Raw genomic sequence first — 23,650 nt, forward strand, 5'->3', positions numbered from 1 at the left:
TCTCATATCCTCAAACCAGGCATAAGACTGATTTTACTTCATTATTTCAAAATTAGACGGCAGTCTAACGTCCCCAGGCTTCATGTATAAGCCCACGTATCTCCGAGTTTACCAGCTCCATGGCTTCCATGGCGCGATCATAAGTTCCGCGGTTCATGGACGAGCGCTCAACTTCGTAAAGCGTTTGCTTGGTAAGGCCTGCATCCGAGATTGCCGTTGATTTGAGCATTTGATGCTTGAGCATATGGGATGCCAGCATGCTTTGCATGAAGCCAACCATCTGCGCCTGAGGCACATCTGTTGGCTCATAGCGGGTGATCAGATATCGGAACCAGTCGAGATGCACGGCACCACCTGCTTGACGGACGGTCTTGAGAATATCGCCAAGCATCAGCAAAAACTGCGACATCGACATGAGGTCGAGCATTTGCGGATGAACCGTAATCAGAACCGATGTTGCCGCTGAAAGGGCGGTGAGCGTGAGATAACCAAGCTGCGGCGGACAATCGATCACAACGACGTCGTAATCCTGATCGACCTCCGCCAGCGCCATGGCAATACGGCTAAAAAAGGTTTTACCCTCCCCGCCGTTTTGCATGGCAAGCGGTGTATCATACTCATATTCCTGCAGCTCAAGCATTGCAGGAATGATATCAAGCCCCGGAAAGTTCGTTTGACGAATGATGTCACGGATCGGCTTGCGCTCGGAGTCGTAACGAATGGCCTCATAGAGCGATGGGAAATTGTCGAGTTCCGGCTGAATGCCATGCAAGGCTGACATTGATGCCTGCGGATCAAGATCAATAGCCAGAACACGATGGCCGGTGAGGGCAAGATGCTGCGCCAGATGCGCGGCAGTCGTTGTTTTACCCGAGCCGCCCTTGAAATTCACAACACCAATGACCTGGAGCTTCTCATCACCGCGCCGATGCGGTACATAACGCTTAACCTCAGCACGACCATTTCGATCAAGCCAATGGCGCAGTTCCTGCATCTGCTGGATAGAATAGGCTCTGCGTCCGCCGGAAAGGATGGTAGGCTCAACGCCCTTGCCTTCCAGATGAAGCTTTTTGAGATTGCTCGGAGATACACCAAGAAAATACGCAGCTTCAGCCATAGAAAATTGCCGCAACTGCTTGCGCGCATCCGGAGGGAAGTTTTCATGGCGCAGCAAATTGAGCTTGTGCGATATTTCGCGCCCTTGCATCAATATCATGTCGTCGAACGACATCGGTGCTGTCGAATTTGCGATATTCATTACCTTAAGGTCCCTAGTGACGGCACTGGAACTAATACCGCCTGAATACCGTCATTATGTCCGATTCTTATTTTGTCGCAAGAGGCTCTGTTAACAAAGCGTTACTCCACGCAATTTAGGCATTTCATTGTTTGCCTTCCTACGAATCGGTTTTCATCTATCACATTGAAACTTATGAGTTTTGTCGAAAATAGACGGCAGTCTATCGGAATCAGTTCAACGCATACCCGTTTATGGGCGTTTGTTTGAGCAAATCTCAAGCTCTGCTCTGCGGTTCCGCTGTGGAGGAATCACCAGCCAATCGGTTTTGGTTAAGATATTGGAACGCTTCGATTGGGGCTCTTTAGCAATGCGTTTCCTGACGTCTTGCTGTGAAAGCGTATTTTGCGGGTCATCTCCTCCGACAACATTGTGTCAGCGCATTCAAAACGTAAGCTGTGCGAAGAGGACCGACTTCATTGCCTGTGCGAATGCTGAACCAATCTCATCCATCGAACATATTGCCATTATGCGATAACGATATCGAAAAAGGCGCGACGCTGCAGCAACAGGAGGACGTTTAAGAATTGGGTTGGGGGCAAGATAAAGAACGACGGTCAGATCTATAGGGTAGGCCCTGCCTTCAAAGGAGGTGCGAATTATCACCAAAGCTGGTCGGTCTTTGGAGGCGGCTTTTTGCCTGAGCTTGTATCCGGGCACTCAACGATACGTCTCACAAACAGGGGCCGAATGTTTTTTGCCTTGGGCAATGGAATTCGGGTCAAAACGGCTCTAGGACTAGACAATCGTAACCAAATCAACATATGATTGCGAATGGAAGGCAAAGTATTATTTGCTTCTTATAAAGCGGAAGATACCGCGAGAGATGGCTTTTAGAGTCAGTCACACCAGTGAAATAAAAACTGGGTTTAATTTTCAAAACGCTGAATAAACCCTATCGTTTCATACTGATAGTTTTTTTCGAGTTTTCATCATAAGCGGGTCAGATTTGTTGGCAGTGTCATTTTGCCGGGCAATTGCGCACTTGTTCATATCCTATCATAATCCGGTCTGTTGCAGAATGGACTTACCCCGATTTAGTGGAGAGGTTCTGCCAATAATTTACGTTCTATCATCTCGAACTTGATCGGCGATTTATACCCGAGTGCAGAATGTCTGCGCACAGGATTTGAGAGTCCGTCAATGTATTCGCCAATGGCTTTGATTGCGTCATTTCTGGTCTGGAATACAGTGCGCCAGATCAGTTCTGATTTGATGGTCTTGAAGACGGTTTCCACCATTGCATTGTCATAGCAATTTCCTTTGCCGCTCATGGATGGAAGCATTTTGTGAGCTTTGAGGATTTTGCGATACTCATAACTGGCATATTGGCTTCCCCTGTCCGAGTGCTGGATCAGCCCCGGCTTTGGTTGCCGGATTGCAATAGCTCTCTTTAAAGCACTTATCGCCAGATCCTTCTTCATTCAGTTCAACATGCATTCGAGGGCTGCCATAAGTTTCACGTGACAGCTCAAACTGATTACGAATGTGAGCCAGGATGATCATATCGTCGAGTTGGCGACGACTGGGCAAACGATGCTTCCATGCATAATAACCGCTGATGCTGACGCCGGTGAAAGCGCACAGCCGTGACAGAGACATATGGGCCTTCTCCGTGTCGATGAACGCAAACGTCATCGACTGTTCGGTGGGAAAACAGTTCACCGGACTGTTTTCTTATCCGCCTCAACTCGAGCGAAGAAGGCTGTCGCTTTTTTTAGTAGGTCACGTTCGTGTCGCAGAAGTTCGTTTTCTTTACGAAGCCGGGCAAGCTCCTGGCCCATGTCTTCATGCGGATCGGAGAGCAGATATTTCTCAGCAAAATTGCGCCGCCAACGGTCAAGCGTTGACTTACCAATCCCAAGCTCCTCAGCAACCGACGACATGCTTCGACCACTCGTCGTTAAAATCCGAACGGCTTCGCGCTTGAAATCTTCTGTAAATTCTCGCTGCTTCAATTCTAAGTCTCCTGTCAGTCTTGTCTAACAGAAGCCCTCCACTTTTGAAGGGGAAGTCTAGGGAGCCGTGTTGGCAAGGCACTGCGCCGTCTGGTCTCAAGTCCAAAGGCGGAGTTCCGGTAGCGGAATCCGGAGATAACTCCATACATCTTCCGGATTGAAACTCGTAACACCATCACCTCATGCTATCATGATGTTGCTATAGCCATGGGCCAAGGCTGAATGGAGAGCCGTATGCGTTGAAAGGTGCACGTACGGTTCGGAGAGGAGAAGCGCAATTGCGCTTCTCACTCTACTCAAGGTGAAAGGCGATTGGTTGTATCTGTACCGTGCGATAGACAGCAACGGTGATACGGTTGAATTCTATTTCAGCAAGGAACGTGATTTGAGCGCTGCCAAGCGATTTCTGCGCAAAGCTCTGGCCCGTCACCGCAGACCAGAGCGAATTACCATCGATGGAAGCCAGACCAACAGAATAGCTATATTGCAATGGGATACAGAGAGCCGGCTTCGACAGGCTGGCAAACCGATTGCCATTCGCTCCAGCAAATACATGAACAACAGCATTGAGCAGGATCATCGCCGCATCAAACGACGCACACGCTCCGTGCTTGGTTTCAAGTCAGAAATCTCAGCCAACATCACGCTCTCTGGCATCGAACTCATTCACATGATGCACAAGCAACAAGGCATCTTTTCAGCTGCAAAAGCACTCTCTATCAAACAACAGTTCGAAGCACTCGCGGCATAACTGTGTCCAGAGTTAAGCCGCACTTCGTTCAAATCGAATTTTTGTAACACAACCGCCACGGGAACGTCCCATGCAACCATCGTTGGCATCCCCTTTTTTCCTGTGGCTCCGTGCTGGTGAACGCGGACACAGGTACTGTCGATCATCACGATATCACCGTCATAGGCTTGAGAGACGGCCTCCAGCAGTCGACCCCAGACACCAGCACGTCGCCAACGAACGAACCGGTTGTAGCAAGTCGTTGCAACACCATAGCGCTCACGGATTTCAGACCATGACGATCCTGTGCGGAAGCGCCATAGAATGCCATTGAGTACCATGCGATCATCGACGCGGGGTAAACCACGCGGTTTGCATGGCAACAGCGGCGCAATAATCGACCATTCGCGTTCTGTAAGTTCATAGCGGCGACGTGACATCAAAGATCTCCAAATCCGAGACCTTTGAATCACTAATCCATTCAAATAGCTAGACTATTTATGAGTGCACGACCTAGGATGAGCCGAAATAAGCTACGTTTGTTTCAAAGGTGTTGATGCCGAATAAGAGTGCATTAATTTTCCGATATCATGGATAAAGAACCAATAATTAAAGCTTTGACACCTAGCGTGTATTTATTTTTAATTTCGCTGTTTTCTCTATGAGCACTGTTTTGGTTCATTTCTTCTTTGGGAATAAGCGTATCAGCAACAGAAACACACACATGCGCGACAGTTTGGAAAAGCCACTGAGCTTGCTCATTTGTAAGATTATAGGATTGCACTAATAATTTTTGGTGGTTTTGAATTTTTGAAATCATATCTGATGTGATCAAATCTTCACGCAGTAAATAAGGTGCGATGCCCGGATGTCTTTCCACAAAGTGCCACATACAAGCACCGAAAGTTTCCATGTATTCTTCCAGTGGCTCATCATGTGGGGCAGGAAGCTGCCAGCGTAGGAAAATTTCGCTGGCAACTAACTGTTTGAGTTCATCTAAAGAAGATACATATGTGTAAAGCGTCATATGACTGAGGCTAAGTGCTGCTGCAACACCGACGATAGAAATCTTTGGCAGTCCCATAGCAATTCCGGCATCTGCAATTTGCGTCCGCGTGATTTCCCGCCGTGGCCGGCCACGGGCTGATTTTATGGCACTCATCATATATTCTCTAGTTTTTTAGAACAGGCAAATGACCGTCACAGGACTGCGTCATCGTGGTATTCGAATAACTTATATACCAGTTTTGTGCGAAATGAATTAAAGCCAGCAAAAATGACTGTCATAAGGATATGCTACCGGATTATAAATGTTTTAAATATTGTAATAATTTATACAGAACCAGAAGGCAGAGCTACGCATGTCAGCACAAAATTTTGCATGAAATGTAGGTGTACAGCAATTTCCTGACCACGTCGCCAGTGTTGCGACCAGTCTTTTGTGAGCCTTAACCGGCCTGCGCCCTTGCTGAAATCTGCTGTCATTTCGGCCGCATAAAATCCGTAGAAACGGCCTGTCTGCGGGTAGAGCGCTTTATAAAGACTCTCTTTGGCTGAAAAGGCTGTGGTGACGGCAAGGCCTTTGCCCTGCTGTGGCAGGCGTTGTATTTCGTCCGGCGTTAAAACCAGAGCGGCAATTTTTGCTGCCTCGTCTTCAGTTTGCAGTGTTTCAATATCAATGCCGATAGCGCAATAGCGGGCATTTTGTGCGGCAATGGCAAGGGCATAGCCGTCACAATGGGAGATGGAGCCTGTCGCGCCCTTCGGCCATACCGGCACATGATTGGCAGCGCGGTGCGGGGTAGCAACCACACCGGTTATTGTGCGCAGTGCTTCACGGGCGCAGCATTGTCCTGCAATAAATTCTGCTTTGCGGCGCGGGGTAAAAGCCTTAAATGTATCCGGTAAAGTCACGGCTTCCATATCCTGAAAATCCGGGTTCAGGGGCAGATCATGGCAGGGATAGCGGCACATAAACAGGCTGGTATCTCCGGCCAGCTCCGGCCATGGCGCAAGGCTAAACGGTTGCGTGTCCGGTCGAGCAGGGGGATGTCCGTCAGCAGCCAAGGGTTGCTCCTCCGTCTACAACAATATCCTGCATGGTCACGTGCCCTGCCAGATCAGAGGCCAGAAACAGCACAACATTGGCAATGTCATCCGGTACCGCAATTTTGCCGAGCGGTATGCCAAGTTTGAACTGCGCCGGCAGGCCGTCAATCAGCTGCTGCTCACCGGAACTGTTCTGCAACATGCCTGCCAGCATCGGCGTGCGGGTGGAGCCGGGGGAAACCACATTGCAGCGCACACCATAGGGTGCAAGTTCCAGAGCGACGCAATGGCTGAGGCTGGCCATTGCCGCTTTAGAGGCGCAATAGGCCGCCATATTGATGCGCGGCACATGAGCGGCATTGGAGGCAACATTGACAATCGCCCCGTGTCTTTGCTTGCGAAAGACCGGCGCCCAGTGATGCAGCATGTAAAATGCGCCGCTGGCATTCACATCCATGCAGGTTTTCCAGTCATCGGCGGAAAGGCTCTCTGTGGTGCCGGATTTCAAAACACCTGCAACATTGACCAATATATCCAGCGTATCATCTTCTGCTTTCAGATAATCGCAGAGTTTTTTCACCGCTGCCGCATCGGCAATATCGGCTTGCAGCAACCGGAAACCGCAGCCGCTGCTCTGATCCGCAGCTTTGCAGTCAATGCCGGTGACACGGGCACCCTGACGTATAAATTGTTCGGCAATACAGCGCCCGATGCCTTGTGCAGCACCGGTGATGATGACACGCTTGCCAGCAAAAGAGCCGTATTTACTGATATCCGGAAGGCTCATTTTCAGGCTGCCTTTTGATGCTTTTCAATCAGTGCCCACCACGCTGTCAGGGTGGGGTTACGCGCCAGTTCCTCAAAGCTGATGTCCAGCCTGCGCGCTTTCAGCTCTGCAGAAAACTTCATGACTTTGAGCGAGTCCAGCCCGTAAAAAATCAGGTTTTCATCGGCGTCAAACTCGCTGGCATCCTCGACCAGTTGCAGTACACGCTGCTGCAGCCAGTTGCGGGTGGTGCCTGTGGCAGGCTCCTTAACCAGATTATCGGTCCCGAACACGCAACCGCAGCGTGTGGCGACATATTTTAGCGCGAGCCGGTGCTCATCCTCGGAAAAATCTGCTACCGCATCGCCCACCAAAAAAGGCTGTATATCGCTCATAAAAGCTTCAACCGCCGTGATCATACAGCCGATATGGGCATAGACCCCGCCGATAATCAGCTGGTCGCGGTTCCAATCTTTCATTTGCTGTTTCAGGGTGGAGCGCTGAAAAGCGCTGTAACGCCATTTGGTCAGCACCAGATCATTGCTGTCCGGTGCCAACTCATCAATAATCTGCTGCGCTTCCGGCTCTGCCACAGTAAGACCGGGCCCCCACATATCGTTCAGCAAAGCGCGGTCTTCAGCGGACTGATTATGGGGCTGGGCGGTATAGATGACGGGGATGTTATGGCTTTTTGCCCATTGGCGCAGGCGCACCAGATTATGCACCAAAGTCTGCATCAATGTGCCTTCCGCATCATAGAAACGCAGGAAATAGCGCTGCATATCATGGATCAGCAAAACCGAGCGGGATGGATTGATGGTCCATGCAGTTTTATTGGCGGGATAGGTCGCAGGCAGCGGAATTGCATAATCAGCAATTTTAGGAATTGTCATAACTGGCTTTCTGATAGTGATACGGGAAGTTTAAGTTCAGCGCTAAGCTGCTTTCACGCTTAGCGCTCAGACCGCGCTGGCATTTTGTGCGAGAAGCGAACGCAGATGTTTCTTGTCGATTTTACCGACAGGTGTGAGCGGCAAATGTTCGATGAACTGAATGCGATCCGGCAATTTATATTCGGCGATACCCAGTGCTGCGAGATGACGGCGCAGGGCAGGTGCTTTCAGTTGTGGGTTACGGGAGACGACAAAGGCGCAGCTCTTTTCGCCCAGAAGCTCGTCATCCATCGCCACAAGGGCAGCATGGGTCACATCATCATGCAGAATGATCAGATTTTCGATTTCTTCTGAGGCGACTTTCTCACCGCCGCGATTGATCTGGTCTTTCACACGGCCGACAACACGCAGATAACCCTGCGCATTGCGTTCAACGATATCACCTGAATAATAGAAACCTTCCGTGTCAAAGACACGGGCATTATGTTCAGGGCTGTTATAATAGCCGCAAAATGTATAGGGCCCGCGTGTGGCAAGCATACCGGCCTCACCATCAGGCAGCACATTGCCATCTTCATCAGTAATGCGGATTTCGTCATCGGGACTGATCGGTCTGCCTTGTGTGGTGAAGACCAATTCGTCATGATCCCCCGCTCTGGTATAATTCACCAGACCTTCCGCCATGCCGAAAACCTGCTGCAACCGGCAGTGCAGAATTTCCGGAACTTTGCGTGCCAGAACCTCGGCAAAATTGGCACCGCCCACCTGAATCAGCCTGAGCGAATGCAGCTTTTCCTGATGCTCGGGGGCAGCCTGCAACCAAAGTGCCACGGCTGGCGGTACAAGGGCAGCCATATCAATGCGGTGGCGCTCGATCAGGGTGAAACAGCCAAGCGGTTCAGGATTTGGCGCCAGAATAACGCAGCCGCCGGCATGAAAGACGCCAAGTGCGCCGGGAGAGCTGAGGGCATAATTATGGGCTGCGGGCAGCGCGCAGAGAAATCGCGTCTGCGGTGTCAGTTCGCAGATATCCGCACTGGCACGTACACTGTAATCATAATCATTATGGGTGCGGGGGATGAGTTTGGGTGTGCCGGTACTGCCGCCGGAAAGCTGGAAAAAGGCAACCTCATCCGCCGGTGTCGGTGTCAGCGTCGGGGCAATGATGTCGCCATCCGGTTCTTGCAGCCAGTTACCGAGATGGTTGGCTTCATGCGCATCGCTGTCATCACCGGCGAGCAGTGTGAGCTGCGGGCGCAGACCTTCCGCATCCAGTTCTTCCAGAAAGCGGTGATCCTTAAACAGCTCATGCTGTTTGGCACCTATGATCAGTTTGGGCTTGATCTGGCTGGTATAGGCGGCGAGCTCAAGTCTGCGATGGGAGTAAATCGCATTAACCGGTACAATGCCCGCTTTAAGCAATGCGAAAAATACGATGTAAAATTCCGCAATATTGGGCAGTTGTACCAAGGCAGTATCGCTTTGGCTGATACCGGCAAGGCGAAGGCGGGTCGCCAGGTTGCCGGAGAGCTGATCCAGCATGGCATAGCTGATGCAGCGCTCACCGCAGAGAATGGCCGGTGCATCCGGTCGTGTCAGGCTCTGGTTCTGGAGAATGCGGGTGAGGGGCTGATCAATCCAGTAACCTTTGCGGCGATAAAGATCGGCTCTTTCCTGCGGCCAGCGTGTGAATTCAATTGTCATTATTCTACCAGTCGAAAAGTTTTGGACCAGAGCATAATTCCTTAAAATTGAACCAGTCTAAGGTGAAATTATGCTATGCTTTTAACGCGTCAGAGTGAGTTTGTGCGCCCGATTGGTTGCACTGTGCTCTAATTATCCAGGCCACAAGCGCGCAGCATGGTGCCGAGTTTGGTTTGCACCTCGTTCCATTCCGAGGCGGGGTCGGAGGCCTCAACTATGCCCGCACCGGCAAAAAGCTGCACAATATTGCGCCGCACGCTGCCGCAGCGGATGGTCACCACCCATTCCCCGTTGCCCTGTGCATCTGACCAGCCAACCATGCCGGTGAAAAAGCGCCGCTCGAAAGGTTCGATAAAATGGATCAGCCGTCTGGCACGTTCGGTCGGATAGCCGCAAACCGCCGGTGTGGGATGCAGCAGACAGGCAAGCTGCAAGGCTGTCAGTGACGGATCGGCAATGGTGCCGTGAATGCGCGTTGAAAGATGCCAGAGCGCGGCTGTGCTGATCAGCGAAGGCCGCGTCGGCACATCCAGCCAATCGCAAACCGGTTGCAAATGGGCGGCGATGTCCTCGATCACCAACCGGTGTTCATAAAGGTCTTTTTCAGAGTGGTTGAGTTGCTGCGCATTGCGCTGATCGGCAAGCGGATCGCGCATGCGTTTTGCCGAACCTGCCAGCGGATTGGAAATGATGTTGCGGCCGTTTTTCCGGATTACAAGTTCAGGGCTGACACCGACAAGCACCGCACCATCATTCAATAACAAGCTGAACTGATAGCCCTCGCGGTTTTGTGCGCGCAGATTGGCGAGCATTTGCTCCGTATCGATATCCTGTTCGAACGTGATCTCACGCATCACGGAAAGCACGGCTTTGCGTACATCGCTGAGGCGGAAATTGGCAATTGCCTGTTCCACTGCACGTTTGAAACCGGCTTCATCGGGGAGGCTTTTCTGTGCGGTGGGTTTTAAAATGCGAGGGGCGGCGACAGAAACGGCAGGGGCAAGATCGTGCCATTCATAGGATTGCGGAATGAAAAGGCAGGATGGTTCTGCAGGGTTGAAGGGAATAGCGCCGACAATGACCGGATTATCCTGTCCGTTTTTTTGGGCTTCCCCCAATGCGGCTTTTATAGTGCGTTGAAAAACACTGTTGGTGTCGCTACCGTTTTCTGCAGGGGTGTTAATTTCGCGGTGTAGACCGCGGGTGCACAGTTGTTTATTTCCGGACGTAAAGGAGAAAAACCTTTCGCCATTAACATTAGATTGTTCTTCAGACACATCGGTTCTGAGGTGACTTGTTCTCATGCTCATTACACTCCAGTGACGGATGTAAGGGGAAAATACCTGCAGCGCAGAGTGAACCGGCTGCGGTATCGGGCAGAAATTTCAGATCGGAATGAAACGCCCTCACAATTTATCGCTAAGCAATCGGGTTCTTTGGTTTGAGAATTTGCGGATAAGCGGTTTTCGTTTCGCTGACATGCATATCCTGCCCATATCCATTATTGGGAAATCTCCGGCTGGAAGAGGCTATGCACCGGCGAGACCATTCAGTTTTGTTCTGCACAAAGGTCAAATTAAAACTTGAATATTTTCATCATATATTCATAACTTGAATAAAGCAATCAAGTTTTTGAGGCGAGTGTGATTATCATGACCCATCCAGCAGACGGCACGATGTTGAGAGAGTTAAATTCGATGCAGGCGGCTTGTTTTGTCGGCCGTGAACCGCAGACGATGCTCGGCGGTGTTGCCTCCCATCTTTACACCGAGTTTAACGGTTGCGGCATTGATGCGGACAGACTGCAACAGGCGCTTGAGCGCCTTGCAAAACTGCATCCGATGATGGCACTTCGCGTAACAGATGACGGGCAGCAGACAATCGCTGACACGCCACAATTTCCGGTGCTTGAAATTGATGATCTGCGCGGCCAACCCTTATCCGAAAAGCAAGACTTTTTGGAGAAAAAGCGGCAGATCTGGACACATCAGAAGCTCGATTTGCGTTCGGGGCAGGTGGTACGATTCTCTCTGACTTTGCTGGATGACGGGCAGTTTCGCTTTCATGCTGATACGGATATGATTGCCATTGATCCGTCTTCTTTCCGTCTGTTGATGCATGATCTGGCGGCGCTTTATCAGGCACCGGAAACTGTCTGTCAGCCGGCCGCAACATATTTTGACTGGCTTGACCGGTATCGTTCGGATAGCGCGCAGAAAAAGACGCGTGAGCGTGATAAAAACTGGTGGCGTGCCAGACTTGCGACCATTCCGCCTGCACCGACTTTGCCCTTACGTACTGATATGGACCAGCCGCAGAGTCACAGGCTTTCACGGCAAATCGATGCTGTACAATGGCAGTCCTTGCAAAAACTGGCGCGCCGCTACCGGGTAACCGCAGCAGCCATGATGCTCGGCCTGTTCGCCACGACCTTGGGGCGTAAGATCGGCGACCGACAATTCCGTCTCAATGTGCCGATGTTCTGGCGCTTGCCGCTGGTGGAGGATGTCGGCAATATTGCCGGTGAATTTGCCAATATTCTCATTGCAGAGATTGATCTGGATGCGGCGCCCACACTTGCGGATTTATGCCGACAGCTGCAGTCCCGGCTGATCAGCCAGATGGAACACTCCGCCTATTCCGGTGTCAATGTGATGCGCGATCTTTCCCGACATCACGGCAGGCCGCAACTGGCGCCGGTGGTGTTTACCGCAGCCCTTGATCTGGAAGGTGGAGCACTGTTTTCCGATACCGTGCGGCAGGTCTTCGGGGTGATGGATTGGGCAGTTTCGCAAGGATCACAAGTGGCGCTGGATGTGCAGATGGCCGCTTATGAGGACGGCCTTCTGGTTAATTGGGATATCCGGCTGGACGCTTTGCCTGCGCAATGGGTAAGCGATTTGTTTGATGATTTTATTGCCTGTCTCGACAAGGCGGCTGATGTGCCTGATTATCTGGAAGCGGTGCAGATTGTAGCCCCGAAAAAGAAGCATCAGCCTTTGACTGCATTGCAGCGTGCTTATCTGGCGGGACGGGGTGAAAGTGTACCGCTCGGCGGCGTGGCAATGCAGGAATTTCGTGAATATCGCGGTATCTTTGATCCGGCAGTTCTGAAATGCCGCCTGCAAGAGATGGTAGAGCGCCATGCCTGCCTGCGCACGTGGATTGAGCCACAAGTATTCATGCAATCTATACGGGCTGATGCGCAGGCCAACTGGGAGGAGATTGATTATCGTGGTCTGAGCCGTGCGGAAGCCATCTGCCGGATTGAGCAGCAACGGGAAGCTTATGCCCACGAGATTATAGGGGCGGAGCGTGCGCCATGGCAGATCACGCTGTTCCGCCTGCCGAAACTTGAGGGCGCGGCTGAAGATTACATTCTCTTTGCGCGGTTTGATGCCATGATCGCTGATGGCCGGTCAATTGCGCAACTGATGCGTGAATTATTTGAAGGCGGAAGCGGGACTGATCAGGATGACGAAACGGCGGCCGCGCATTATGATGATGTGCAGCTCAATGCTGATGCCGCTTACTGGAAAGACAAATTGCAAGCGGTTGAAGCGCCGCTGCGCCTGCCTTGGAGAAAGCCGCTCGACCAGGTCATGCAGTCGCGCTACAGGCGGGAAAGCATGGTCATTCCGGCTGCAATTTTCAGTGCCTTGAATCGTGTCGGTGCACGTAAAGGCCTGTTTAAAAACTCGGTGCTGACAGCGCTTGTGCTTGAAGTTTTGTCTTGCCGCACAGAGGAAAACAGTCTTTGTGTCGGCATTCCTGTTGCGCCACAAATAACCGCCACGCTTGCCAATCATTCCAGTTTTATTGCTGTAAACTGGCAGAAACAAGAGGGCGATTTTGCCACCCGTGCGGCAGTTTTACAGCAGGATGTGCTAGAAGGGCTCAGCCATCCCGCATTTTCGGGTGTAGATATCGCACGTTTATTGTTTGAAAATACCGGAAGCCTGCCGGTTTTGCCGGTCGTGATTACCAATGGTTTATCTTGGCCCGTTTTGGGGCAAGATAGTTCGGCATACTTGCATAGCGGACAGACGCAAACGCCGCAGGTGGCGATGGATATCCGCTTCTCAGTCAATGCTGCCGGTGATCTGGTATTTGATATTGATTATGCGCGTGAAGCGCTGGATCAGGCAATGGTGCAGGATATTTTGCAGGCGCTGAGCAAAGCTGCGCATAAGATTGCCGCCAGCGGTGAATTTGCAGTGAGCATTCGGGCGATAACTGATCTCAGCCATTATTGTTTCAACAATATGTCGGTGATAGCGCAGGATGCACCTTTTCTGCGTCGTATTGCTGATCATATTTTTAATGCCGATAACAACGAGATTGCGCTGATTTGCGGAGAACAGCGTATCAGCTATGCAGAGCTTGGCGGCATTGTGCGCCGCATCACGGGCGGTCTGCAGGCGCGGGGGCTGGCGCAGGGCAGTGTGGTTGCTATTTGCCTGCCGCGCAGTCCCGAACACACGGCCATGGTTCTTGCCTGTGCATTATCGGGTATAATCTGGGTACCGGTTGATGCCGCATCACCGCAGGAGCGGTTGGATTATCTTCTCGAAAATTGCTGTCCTGATCTGGTGGTTAGTACAGAAGATGTGACCACCGCGCACCCCGTGGTCACGTTTGAGGTTTTGATGACGGCAGAGCCTGTGGCAAGTCCTTCTCTTAGCCCTGCCACGCTTTCGCTCAGTGAAAGTCCTGCCTATTATCTTTATACATCGGGTACCACTGGCAAGCCGAAATGCGTGGTGCTGACCAACCGCTCCACCAATAATGTAATCACCTGTACGCTGGAAAACTGGCAGGCGACAGAGCGCGATGTGTTTATTTCTGTTACGCCGCTGCATCATGATATGTCGGTCTTTGATGTTCTGGGCGCATTGACGGTCGGTGCCACATTGGTGTTACCGGAAGCCGGTGAGGAGAAGAATGCCATCCGTTGGAACCAGCTGGTTGCCGAACATCGGGTAACATTATGGTGTTCCGTGCCGGCAATTTTGGAAATGCTGCTGGCCTGCAGGCGCGGGGATGAATTGACAAGCCTGAGGCTGATTGCACAGGGCGGGGATTATATCAAGCCGGTGATTATTGCCGGGTTACGTGAATTGCTGCCGCAAACGCGGCTGGTATCGCTTGGCGGGCCGACGGAAACGACGATCTGGAGCATCTGGCATGAGATCAGAGCAGAGGATGTGCACATTATTCCTTATGGTATCCCGCTGCCTGAAAACAGTTATTTCGTACTGGATGAACAAGGCGAACATTGCCCTGCCGGTGTTGCTGGGCGGATCCACACTGCCGGTGTGAATGTGGCGTTGGGCTATCTGGAAAGCGGCGAAATTATCCAGACGGATTTTGTGACGATTAGCGATGAAAAGGGCACAGAGTTGCGGGCCTTTAAAACCGGAGATCGCGGGCGCTACCGCCATGACGGCGTGATTGTTTTTGACAGCCGCGTCAATGGCTATGTGAAGATACGCGGTGTGCGCGTGTCGCTGCCAGATGTGGAGAATGAGCTGATCACACATCCGCAGCTTCGGCAGATTATAGTGGTTGATATAGGTGATCAAAAACAGGGCGAGGCGACGCTGGGCGCAGTTTATGTGGTGGAGAGCGGGGCGCAATTATCGTCAGTCGCCTTGCGGGATTTTGCCCGTGAACGCCTGCCGCAATCTCATGTGCCATCCCATTTTATGCAACTTGATGAATTGCCGTTTTCGCGTAATGGCAAGCCGGATCGTGTTGCTGCCCGTAAAATTCTCGAAGCGGTGCAACCAGCAGAGAAGACAAAACCGGCCGTGCCGGAAATATCGCCAGCACAGCGCAAGGTACTGGAGATTTATCTGGATGTACTGAAACCGGAAGCGGCGCAACCCGTCTGTGCGACTGCAGATTTTATCGGGCTGGGATTGCGCCCGCAGCATCTGATACTGATTGCGGCACGGCTGAGTGAAAGTTTCTCTGTGTCTCTGTCGCCGGCACAATTGATGCGCTGCCGCAATGTGCAGGATGTGTCGGCGTTGCTGAAGGCCTGATAATTATTAAAACAGCGCCGCATAAAAATGCGGCGCTGTTTTTGGACTCTGAAATTATGGTCTTATCAAAGGCCGAATTGCTGGAATGATGAATTTACCGGCACCGGATAATGAATTTGTCCTAAAAGCTGGTTGATAATGGTGGCATTACGATAGGCACCAAGGCCGAGATCCGGTGCACCCACACCGTGGTGAAATGTTTCGGCATTTTGGATGAAGATTTTTCCTGTGCCGTCATCGCAGCGTGCGGCGCAGAAATTTTCATCCACAAGCATGTCGCCGTCTTCATCCGTTGCCAGCACTGTATCTTTCAAACGGGTGAACCATTTCGGCCAGACATGATGATAGCCGGTGCCAAGAATGACAGCATCGGCTTCATAAATGCCGGTGGCACCACTTTCCGGATTATTGACAGACAGACGGAACACGCCGTTTTGTGGGCTGTATTCAGCATTATTGACATTGCAATTGGCGATCAGTGTCAGGCCGGTTGTCGCACCGCCGACAGAGCGTTCATAAAGTAGATCAAAGATTTCCGCGATGGTTGATATGCTGATGCCTTTATAAAGCAGGCCCTGTTTTCGGGTAATGTCGCGACGTTTTTCGCGCGGCACTGTGTGGAAATATTGCATATAATCCGGCGAAAAATATTCCAGCCCGAGTTTGGAATATTCCATCGGGAAAAAACCAGCAGAGCGCGATATCCACTGAATGGAAGCGCCATTGCTGATCATATCCGGTGTCAAAGCGCTATAGAGCGCCAGCACACATTCTGCCGCACTCTGGCCGGAACCGACGACAGTGACGGTTTTGCATTTTTGCAATTGTTCGCGGTAATGGTTGAATTGCGAGCTGTGCAGTATCAGGCCGGAATTTTGCTGCGCCCATGCCGGATAATAAGGCACTGTGCCGATGCCGAGCGCAAGATTATGCGCGAGATAGGAACGGCTGCTGCCATCCGTCAGCACGGTTTCTGTTCTGAAAAGGTTTTGTCTGTCGTCGTAAGACACATTCTCTACCGTCTCGCCAAAACGGCAGGAGGCAAGCTGCTGTGATGCCCAGCGGCAATAATCATCATATTCCAGACGAGGAATTAAAAAACGCTCATAGAAATAGAAATTATAGAGCCGGTGATGCCGGCGCAGATAATTGAGATAGCTGAGCGGATGGGTGGGGTCGGTCATTGTGACGAGATCTGCCAGAAAAGGCACCTGCAATGTAGTGCCTTCCATGAGCAGGCCGTCATGCCAGCGAAATTCCGGTTTACGCTCAAGAAAGACGCTGCTGAGACTGTCATGGGAAGATAACAGCGCCGCCAGACCGAGATTAAACGGCCCGAGGCCGATGCCGATGAGATTACAGGCTGTCATTTTTTATAGTCCACATTTCTCGGTAAAGTGCTTGCGGTGGCAGAACATCAGCTTGGCGCGTTTGTCGGGCAGGTCGATTTCGCCTTGTTCTTCAAAGGCGCAATCCGCTGCATAGCGCAGCAAACTGCGCGCCTTCACGCTGGGCTCACCGACAATTTTTTCCGTTGCGGGATTGTCCAGAAACAGAAAACGAGTGAAACCTGTAATCACAGCGCGGGCGGTATTGCGACCGAAATAGGCCTTTTCGCCCACCAGCATATGCCAGCCGCGATCATTCTCCAGCGCATCATAATAGCGTCCGAGAATATCGTCTTTCGCCCAGTAGGCTTCCCAATAGCTCATTGCTATGCCGTCGATGAAACCAATATACGGGTCCTGATGCGGATCGGCGAAGTTCTTGTCGATATAGGCGGCAATCTCCTCAATCGGCACATTCATTTTCCACTGGGTGACGACGTGGGGCATGTTCATCCAGCGCCAGAGCAGTTCTATGTCTTTGTTCTTATCCAATAAGCGAAAACTGACGGTTTTCCAGATCAGGGGATCAAAGCGGGAATATGCATATTCCGTGGTGTCGGGTTGAAAAATATCCATGGATATCTTCTCCATGCAGAATGTTTTGTGGGTCAGAGCATTCAGGCGGAAGCCTGCTGTGACTGCGCAAAGTCTGGGGATTGTTGCAGTTCTTCAGCCAATGCCACTATGCGGTTGAGGATGCGGTTGACGATATGCGCATCGGAAAACGGGTTCAGCATTGTGAGCTTGAAGCAGACACGCCCCTGATACACCGTGGTAGCAATGGCGGCTGTCCCTTCATTGAAAAGCTGCTCGCGTATTTTGAGGGCAATGCGGTTGCCACATTGGCTGCTGTCACGCGGCACATAGCGGAACATAACAGTGGAGAGCGGCGGGTTTTGTATCAGTTCCAGCTGGTCGCGTGCTCTGATGGCCATTGCCGCAGCCTTGGCATTTTCCAGCGTCTTGCACACCATTTCGCTGATCCCGTCACGCCCCACGGAGCGCATGGTGATGGCCACTTTCAGCGCATCGCCGCGCCTTGTGGTTTGCAGGGAGCGCTCCACAAGATTGGGCGCATGGGCAAAGACTTCCTCTTCCGGATTAAGATAATCAGCCTTTGATGCGAGCGGCGAAAAGAATGTCTTATCCTTTACTAGCAACACACCGCAACTGATTGGCTGAAATAGCATTTTATGGAAATCAATTGTCACAGAATGCGCGCATTCGATGCCTTTAAGCTGGTCGCGGTGCGGGGTGAAAAGCAGTCCGCCGCCATAGGCTGCATCAACATGAAGCCAGAGATTATGCAATTTCGCTATATCGGCAATCTCGGACAGAGGATCAATCGCACCCAGATCGGTGGTGCCTGCGGTGGCGACAACTGCAAGCGGTACTTTATGATCCTGCCTGCTTTTGATAATGGCCGGATGCAGTTGCGCGGCAGACATGCGACCGTTTTCGTCTGTTGGCACCGGAATAACCGCATCGGCGGCAAGGCCGAGAATACGTGCACTTTTGAGGATGCTGAAATGAGCATTTTCAGAGGTAAAGATGACAAAATTTTTGCGTTCAATTTCCGGCATCTGTTCAATGGCAAGATAAAGCGCCGTCATATTGGACTGGCTGCCGCCGCTGTTGAAGCAGCCGCTGGCCTGATCTGATGCGCCGGCCAGCTCAAGCAGCCATTGGATAACACGTTCCTCAAGCAAAGTTGCAAAAGGTGACTGATCCCATGAATCCAGCGACTGATTGGTGGCGCTGATCAGGGTTTCAGCAGCAAGGGCAGGAATTGCCACAGGGCAATGCAGATGCGCCACAGCTGCCGCTGAGCTCACTTTCAGCGCATGTTCCACTGACGGTTTGCCAAGTTCTCTGAGCGCCTTCATCACACCGGTGCCGTTTTGCGGCAGCATTTCAATATCCTGCAAAAGCTTGCGAATATCGGCAATAGTCGCGCCGGAATAGGTTTTGGCGTCATTATTGCAGGTTTGCAGCAGATCAATCGAATAATGCATGATGCTTTTGTAAAAGACGCTCGATTTAATGTCGGAAGAAAATACGTAATCGAGGTAATTGCCGTCACAGCGGTGGGTGCTGCAGCGACCGCTATCGGCGGGTTTTGTATCAAGCATCATGCAACCTGTCGTTCCAGTGAGGCGAAAATATCGGAGAAGATGGTGGCTACGCGTGTCGCTTCTTCCCGTGTCATTATGAGCGGTGGCAAGATGCGCAGCACGCTGCCGTAGCGTCCGCCGGTTTCAACAATCAATCCGCGATAAAAAGCTTCACGTTGCACGAGCGAGGCGAGTTCGGGGCCGTGCGGATGATGGCCGAGCTGGTCGGCAGCACCTTGCGGATCAACAATTTCCAGCCCCAGCATCAGGCCGCGCCCTCGCACATCACCGATATAGGGCGTTTGGGTTGCAATATGCTGCAATGCGGCTTTGAGTTCAGCGCCGATAATGGCTGCATGGCTGGCGAGGTGGTCGCGCTCGATGATTTCCAGTGTTTTGGAACCGGCTGCCATAGCCAGCTGATTGCCGCGGAAGGTGCCGGCATGGGCTCCCGGCTGCCAGAGATCAAATTTTTCATGATAGATGATCACCGCAAGAGGCAGGCCACCACCAATGGCTTTCGACAGAGCGATGATATCGGGAACAATTCCCGATTTTTCAAAAGCATAGAAAGTTCCGGTTCTGCCCGCGCCGGTCTGTACCTCGTCAATGATTAGCAAAATGCCGAGTTCCGTAGTGAGGCGGCGCACGGCCTGCAACCATTCTGCGGGAGCTTCAATTACACCGCCTTCGCCTTGTATGACCTCCAGAATAATGGCAGCGGGGCGGTTGATGCCGCCTTCCGGATCAAGCAGTGCGCGTTCCAGATATTCAATGGCAAGCCCAGTGGTTTCCGCACCGCCACGCCCGAACGGACAGCGGTAGGAATAGGGATATGGGAAGAAATGCGAACCGGGGAGCAAGGCACCGATAGCGGCTTTGGGCGACAGCGAGCCCATTAGCGACAGCGAGCCTTGCGACATCCCGTGATAGGCCCCGCGGAAACTGATAATATCACTGCGGCCGGTAACGGTTTTTGCCAGTTTGATCGCGGCCTCAATGGCATCGGAACCGCTGGGAGAGCAGAACTGGATTTTTGCCTCACCGTTTAAGCCGGCCGGCAGCGTATCCATAAGATCGGTGATGAAATTGTCTTTGACTGATGTTGCCAGATCAAGTGTGTGCAGCGGCAGGCCGGAATTCAGCACATTGCGCAATGTATCCAACACTTCAGGATGATTATGCCCGATAGCGAGCGTGCCTGCACCGGCCAGACAATCAATATAGGTTTTGCCGTTGCTATCGGTCAGGGTACAGCCGCTGGCGGACTGAACCGCAATCGGGAAGCGGCGCGGATAGCTGCGGGCATTCGATTCCCGCCGCGCCTGCCTTTGCAGATAGTAGCTGTTATCTCGAATAGAAATTGCATCCATTGGGCATACTCCGGTCAATAACATGCTCTTGGGAAAGCATGATTTTCAGGCGACAAAGAAGTGTTTTCGCTTTAATCCGCAGGCCTCTCGCCAGAGGCACAAGGCATCGTTTCCTAGTGTAAACGCGAATAGAGATTGCGGGTTCTCACCCAGCAGAATCGCATCAGCAGAGCAGTGAAAGCCTTACTGAAAACGAAGATTTAAATCATGAGTCAATTTATCAAGTTAAATAAAATCGTCAACAGTTGAATTTTAGTGAAAAGAGATTTCACTTAGTTCGCGTGGCAGAGTGGTGGTTAATTATGAGAAGCATCTGCGCCGATTATTGTCTTGTGATGCTCCGCACCGGCCGCGAATCAAGTTGGCAAAAATGCTGAATAGTCGTCTTTGTGCGGCAGAAAATAGCTGCTAACGGGCGTAAATTTTATATTTTTCGACTTATCGATGCCCGGTTCTCTTTGGTTTCGTATAGAACTTTAGCCTAATAATGAGGAAAGCCTGTTTAGAACAACAATAAAATATGGCCAAAAGCAGGCAATTTTGCGAAATCATGATTAAAAAACTCAACTATATTATAGCAAATTCAGTGGTGCTATTTTAATAATTGCTTGTGAATTTTTCGCTGCATTGTCTAAATCTTGTATTTTATATTCATGTTATAGAGCAACTTATCTTAAATAACTGTAATTATTATATTTTTTAATATGAATTTGCCCAGATTCCGTATTGTTGACTAAATATGTAAATTATTTTAGGGGTATGATAATAATTTATTGCCGAGGTCAAGTTTATGGTTTTTCCTGTGAATATCCGGTCAGTCTCATCTGTGAGGGTTGCCACATTCTCCCAACTTATGTTGTCCAGTGCGCTTGCCGGTTTGGTGGTGCTCAGCCCCGATACGATGCCCGCATTTGCCCAAACGGCTCAGGGCACAAAGAGTTTTGATATTCCGGCGCAGTCTTTGTCCTCAGCACTGGATGTTTTTGCCGGTCAGTCAGGTTTGTCTGTTACGCTTGCGCCGGATGTGGCGCGTAGTCTCCGGTCAAGACCTGTCAAGGGAAATTTCTCTTCCGCGCAGGCTTTACAGACAATGCTGGCGGGCACCGATATTCCGGTACGCGTTACGCCAAACGGTCAGGCTGTAATCGGTCATGTTAATGCGGGTGGCGGTATTGCTGCTGATGGCTCTGTGGTGCTTGCCCCAATTCTGATTGATACAGGCGGTAGTAAAGGTGATGTTCCGTCGGCTTATGCGGGTGGGCAGGTTGCCACGGGCAGCCGCGTTGGTTTGCTGGGCAATAAGGATGTGATGTCCACGCCGTTCAGCACGGTTTCCTATACGAAAGATTATATGGAAAACCGGCAGGCCAAGGATATTGGCTCGGTGATCGGCGCGACTGATCCTTCGATCTATGTTTCCAATACATCCAATATTTATGAAACATTCTATATTCGCGGATTTGCGGGTGCGGCGGATGATGTGAGCTATAATGGCTTGATCGGTATGGCGCCGAATATGCGCGGCTCAACAGAATTTGCCGAGCGTATTGAAGTGCTCAAAGGCCCGTCTGCTTTTCTGAATGGCATGCCTCCGGGCGGCAGTGTCGGCGGCAGTGTAAATATTGTGCCGAAACGTGCGCAGGATGATCCTATTACGCGTCTTACAACCACTTATGCTTCCGACAGCCAATGGGGCGTGCATGCTGATTTTGGCAGACGCTTTGGCGCGAATAATGAATGGGGTATCCGTTTTAATGGTGTGCTACGTGACGGCAATACTGCCATTGAAAATGAAAAACACGGCATGAAAATCGGCTCTGTTGCGCTGGACTGGCGCGGTGAGAGGGCACGCTTCTCGGTTGATTATTACAAGCAGCGCGAAGATATGGATGGCGTGAATTATTTCGGTTTGTCCATTGCCCCAGGTGTTAAGAGATTGCCTCGGCCGCTCAATGGCAAGCACTCGTTGGCAGCCCCGTGGTCATTCAATAAAAATGACACGGATACCGTGGTGCTGAAGGGCGAATATGATATTACGGATGCCATTACTGCCTATGCTTCATGGGGGCGGCGCAGCGGTGGTTACGATTCCCTGATCACCCGTAATGTTCTTATGGATGATAATGGAACTATGGCTATTTCAGGCAATCGTCAGGTGTCTGATGGTACGCAATATTCCGGTGAAATCGGCTTGCGTGGTGAGCTTGCGACCGGCAGTATCGACCATGAATGGAACCTGTCAGCAACACGCTTTACATCAAAAAACACTTTCACCACATTGCCGCTGCCTAATTTGGCGCTGACCAATTATTATAATATTGATTTTGGTCCCGCTCCTGATGTTAGCGCTTTTGCAAATATGGGTCCATATGCCGGGATTGAACAAAAGCTCACCGGTGTCGCATTTTCCGATACAATGAGCTTGTTTGATGACCGGTTGCAGGTGACTGCAGGTGCGCGATATCAGCGGGTTGAAAACCAGCAATATCTGTTACCAAGCCATATGATGGCCGTGGACTATGATGAAAGCCGTGTGACGCCTGCTGTTGGTGTGCTGTATAAGGCAACAGATAATATCTCTGTCTATGCCAATTATATTCAGGGACTGAGCCAAGGGGAGGCTGCACCTCTGGGGGCAGACAATTTTGGCACTGTGCTTAAACCATATAAAACCGAGCAATATGAAGCCGGTGTGAAATGGGATATTGGCACGATAACTACCACGCTCAGCATGTTCCAGATCAGCAAGCCGTATGCGTATGTTGATCCGGTAACAAATCTGTTCGGCGCCAATGGTGAACAGCGCAACCGTGGTGTGGAACTCTCCGTCTATGGTGAGCTGGCTTCCGGTCTGCGTATGCTCGGCGGTATTTCTTATATTGATGCCAAGCTGAGAGATACTGCCAATAGTGCTGAAAGGGGCAATAAGGCTCCAGGTACGCCGTCTTTCATGGCCAAGATGGGGCTTGAATATGATGTGGCGTATATGCAGGGGCTGACTGTTACCGGTAACATCAATCATGTCGGCAAGCGTTATGTGAATAATACCAATACGCTTTCGGTGCCTTCCTACACCACGCTCGATCTCGGCTTGCGCTATCTGACCAAAGTGGCTGACAAGCCGCTGACATTGCGCGCAAGTGTGCTCAATGTGACCAATGAATCCTATTGGGGATGGAGCAGCCTGAGCGGCGGTCTGGGTAAGCCGAGAACGTTCCTGCTGTCTGCATCGGTTGATTTCTGACCCTGATAACAGCCGGAAATTTACCGGACCGGCGGGGCATTGCACAAGACCTCCGTGCAATGCGTCGCTTGTTGCGGCTGTTGT

13 protein-coding genes and 3 pseudogenes are annotated in these 23,650 nt (G+C 51.3%); 3 read left to right on the forward strand and 13 right to left on the reverse strand.

The features are described from left to right. Positions 1-64: 64 nt before the first annotated feature. Both repA and ABE530_RS15875 read right to left on the reverse strand, forming a co-directional pair. Positions 65-1,258, reverse strand: a complete 1,194-nt coding sequence (repA, locus tag ABE530_RS15870; protein ID WP_265984972.1) for a plasmid partitioning protein RepA — start codon at positions 1,256-1,258, stop codon at positions 65-67. Between the two features lie 1,076 nt (positions 1,259-2,334). Beyond that, positions 2,335-3,273, reverse strand: a pseudogene (locus ABE530_RS15875) (transposase). Positions 3,274-3,544: 271 nt separating this feature from the next. On the opposite strand from ABE530_RS15875, the pseudogene ABE530_RS15880 reads away from it, so the two are divergent. Next, positions 3,545-4,006: pseudogene (locus tag ABE530_RS15880) on the forward strand (IS6 family transposase); the annotation flags it as partial. A 36-nt stretch (positions 4,007-4,042) separates the two neighbouring features. Here ABE530_RS15880 and ABE530_RS15885 read toward each other — a convergent pair. The 7 genes and pseudogenes from ABE530_RS15885 to ABE530_RS15915 form a co-directional block, all read right to left on the reverse strand. Beyond that, a pseudogene (locus ABE530_RS15885) lies at positions 4,043-4,425 on the reverse strand (IS5 family transposase); the annotation flags it as partial. A 134-nt stretch (positions 4,426-4,559) separates the two neighbouring features. Further along, positions 4,560-5,150, reverse strand: coding sequence for a TetR/AcrR family transcriptional regulator (locus ABE530_RS15890; protein ID WP_499695143.1), 591 nt, complete (start codon positions 5,148-5,150; stop codon positions 4,560-4,562). Positions 5,151-5,317: 167 nt separating this feature from the next. Beyond that, entirely contained in the window at positions 5,318-6,052 is a 735-nt protein-coding gene (locus ABE530_RS15895; protein ID WP_499695144.1) for a 4'-phosphopantetheinyl transferase family protein, read from the reverse strand. Continuing rightward, positions 6,042-6,821: a 2,3-dihydro-2,3-dihydroxybenzoate dehydrogenase gene (gene dhbA, locus ABE530_RS15900; RefSeq protein ID WP_499695145.1), complete on the reverse strand. Its 780-nt coding sequence runs from the start codon at positions 6,819-6,821 to the stop codon at positions 6,042-6,044. The genes ABE530_RS15895 and dhbA overlap by 11 nt, the downstream gene beginning before the upstream one ends. A 2-nt stretch (positions 6,822-6,823) precedes the next feature. Then, positions 6,824-7,693 carry an isochorismatase gene (locus ABE530_RS15905; protein ID WP_499695146.1) on the reverse strand — a complete coding sequence of 290 codons (870 nt, stop codon included), beginning with the start codon at positions 7,691-7,693 and terminating at the stop codon, positions 6,824-6,826. 66 nt (positions 7,694-7,759) lie between these two features. Further along, on the reverse strand, positions 7,760-9,397 hold the full coding sequence (locus ABE530_RS15910) for a (2,3-dihydroxybenzoyl)adenylate synthase (RefSeq protein WP_499695147.1): 1,638 nt from the start codon (positions 9,395-9,397) through the stop codon (positions 7,760-7,762). A 128-nt stretch (positions 9,398-9,525) separates the two neighbouring features. Next, the gene (locus tag ABE530_RS15915) at positions 9,526-10,701 is read right to left on the reverse strand and encodes an isochorismate synthase (RefSeq protein WP_499695148.1); all 1,176 of its coding nucleotides are present in this window, start codon (positions 10,699-10,701) and stop codon (positions 9,526-9,528) included. A 348-nt stretch (positions 10,702-11,049) separates the two neighbouring features. Here ABE530_RS15915 and ABE530_RS15920 point away from each other — a divergent pair, with 348 nt between their 5' ends. Beyond that, the gene (locus tag ABE530_RS15920; RefSeq protein WP_499695149.1) at positions 11,050-15,447 is read left to right on the forward strand and encodes an amino acid adenylation domain-containing protein; all 4,398 of its coding nucleotides are present in this window, start codon (positions 11,050-11,052) and stop codon (positions 15,445-15,447) included. Positions 15,448-15,512: 65 nt separating this feature from the next. Here the strand turns inward: ABE530_RS15920 and basC are convergent, their stop codons facing one another. From basC to rhbA, 4 genes are read right to left on the reverse strand one after another with little or no spacing between them, the layout of a single operon-like run. Beyond that, entirely contained in the window at positions 15,513-16,817 is a 1,305-nt protein-coding gene (basC, locus tag ABE530_RS15925) for a putative histamine N-monooxygenase (protein WP_499695150.1), read from the reverse strand. Between the two features lie 3 nt (positions 16,818-16,820). Beyond that, positions 16,821-17,411, reverse strand: coding sequence for a GNAT family N-acetyltransferase (locus ABE530_RS15930; RefSeq protein ID WP_499695151.1), 591 nt, complete (start codon positions 17,409-17,411; stop codon positions 16,821-16,823). 41 nt (positions 17,412-17,452) lie between these two features. Beyond that, positions 17,453-18,970 (reverse strand): pyridoxal phosphate-dependent decarboxylase family protein, encoded by a 1,518-nt coding sequence (locus ABE530_RS15935; protein ID WP_499695152.1) that lies wholly within the window; start codon positions 18,968-18,970, stop codon positions 17,453-17,455. Next, positions 18,967-20,322: a diaminobutyrate--2-oxoglutarate transaminase gene (gene rhbA, locus ABE530_RS15940; protein WP_499695153.1), complete on the reverse strand. Its 1,356-nt coding sequence runs from the start codon at positions 20,320-20,322 to the stop codon at positions 18,967-18,969. Before rhbA ends, ABE530_RS15935 begins: the two co-directional genes overlap by 4 nt. A gap of 790 nt (positions 20,323-21,112) precedes the next feature. Between rhbA and ABE530_RS15945 the strand changes: the two genes are divergently transcribed. Continuing rightward, positions 21,113-23,566 carry a TonB-dependent siderophore receptor gene (locus tag ABE530_RS15945; RefSeq protein ID WP_499695154.1) on the forward strand — a complete coding sequence of 818 codons (2,454 nt, stop codon included), beginning with the start codon at positions 21,113-21,115 and terminating at the stop codon, positions 23,564-23,566. The last annotated feature ends 84 nt before the right edge of the window (positions 23,567-23,650 follow it).

This window comes from Brucella sp. TWI559 (genome assembly GCF_039674265.1).
GTDB lineage: Bacteria > Pseudomonadota > Alphaproteobacteria > Rhizobiales > Rhizobiaceae > Brucella > Brucella chromiisoli.

Coding starts and splice junctions, on each gene's coding strand:
- ABE530_RS15915 (WP_499695148.1), bottom strand. CDS start 10,701: ATGAGAACAAGTCACCTCAGAACCGATGTGTCTGAAGAACAATCTAAT.
- ABE530_RS15945 (WP_499695154.1), top strand. CDS start 21,113: ATGGTTTTTCCTGTGAATATCCGGTCAGTCTCATCTGTGAGGGTTGCC.
- dhbA (WP_499695145.1), bottom strand. CDS start 6,821: ATGAGCCTTCCGGATATCAGTAAATACGGCTCTTTTGCTGGCAAGCGT.
- ABE530_RS15920 (WP_499695149.1), top strand. CDS start 11,050: ATGACCCATCCAGCAGACGGCACGATGTTGAGAGAGTTAAATTCGATG.
- ABE530_RS15910 (WP_499695147.1), bottom strand. CDS start 9,397: ATGACAATTGAATTCACACGCTGGCCGCAGGAAAGAGCCGATCTTTAT.
- ABE530_RS15890 (WP_499695143.1), bottom strand. CDS start 5,150: ATGATGAGTGCCATAAAATCAGCCCGTGGCCGGCCACGGCGGGAAATC.
- basC (WP_499695150.1), bottom strand. CDS start 16,817: ATGACAGCCTGTAATCTCATCGGCATCGGCCTCGGGCCGTTTAATCTC.
- rhbA (WP_499695153.1), bottom strand. CDS start 20,322: ATGGATGCAATTTCTATTCGAGATAACAGCTACTATCTGCAAAGGCAG.
- ABE530_RS15905 (WP_499695146.1), bottom strand. CDS start 7,693: ATGACAATTCCTAAAATTGCTGATTATGCAATTCCGCTGCCTGCGACC.
- ABE530_RS15930 (WP_499695151.1), bottom strand. CDS start 17,411: ATGGATATTTTTCAACCCGACACCACGGAATATGCATATTCCCGCTTT.
- repA (WP_265984972.1), bottom strand. CDS start 1,258: ATGAATATCGCAAATTCGACAGCACCGATGTCGTTCGACGACATGATA.
- ABE530_RS15935 (WP_499695152.1), bottom strand. CDS start 18,970: ATGATGCTTGATACAAAACCCGCCGATAGCGGTCGCTGCAGCACCCAC.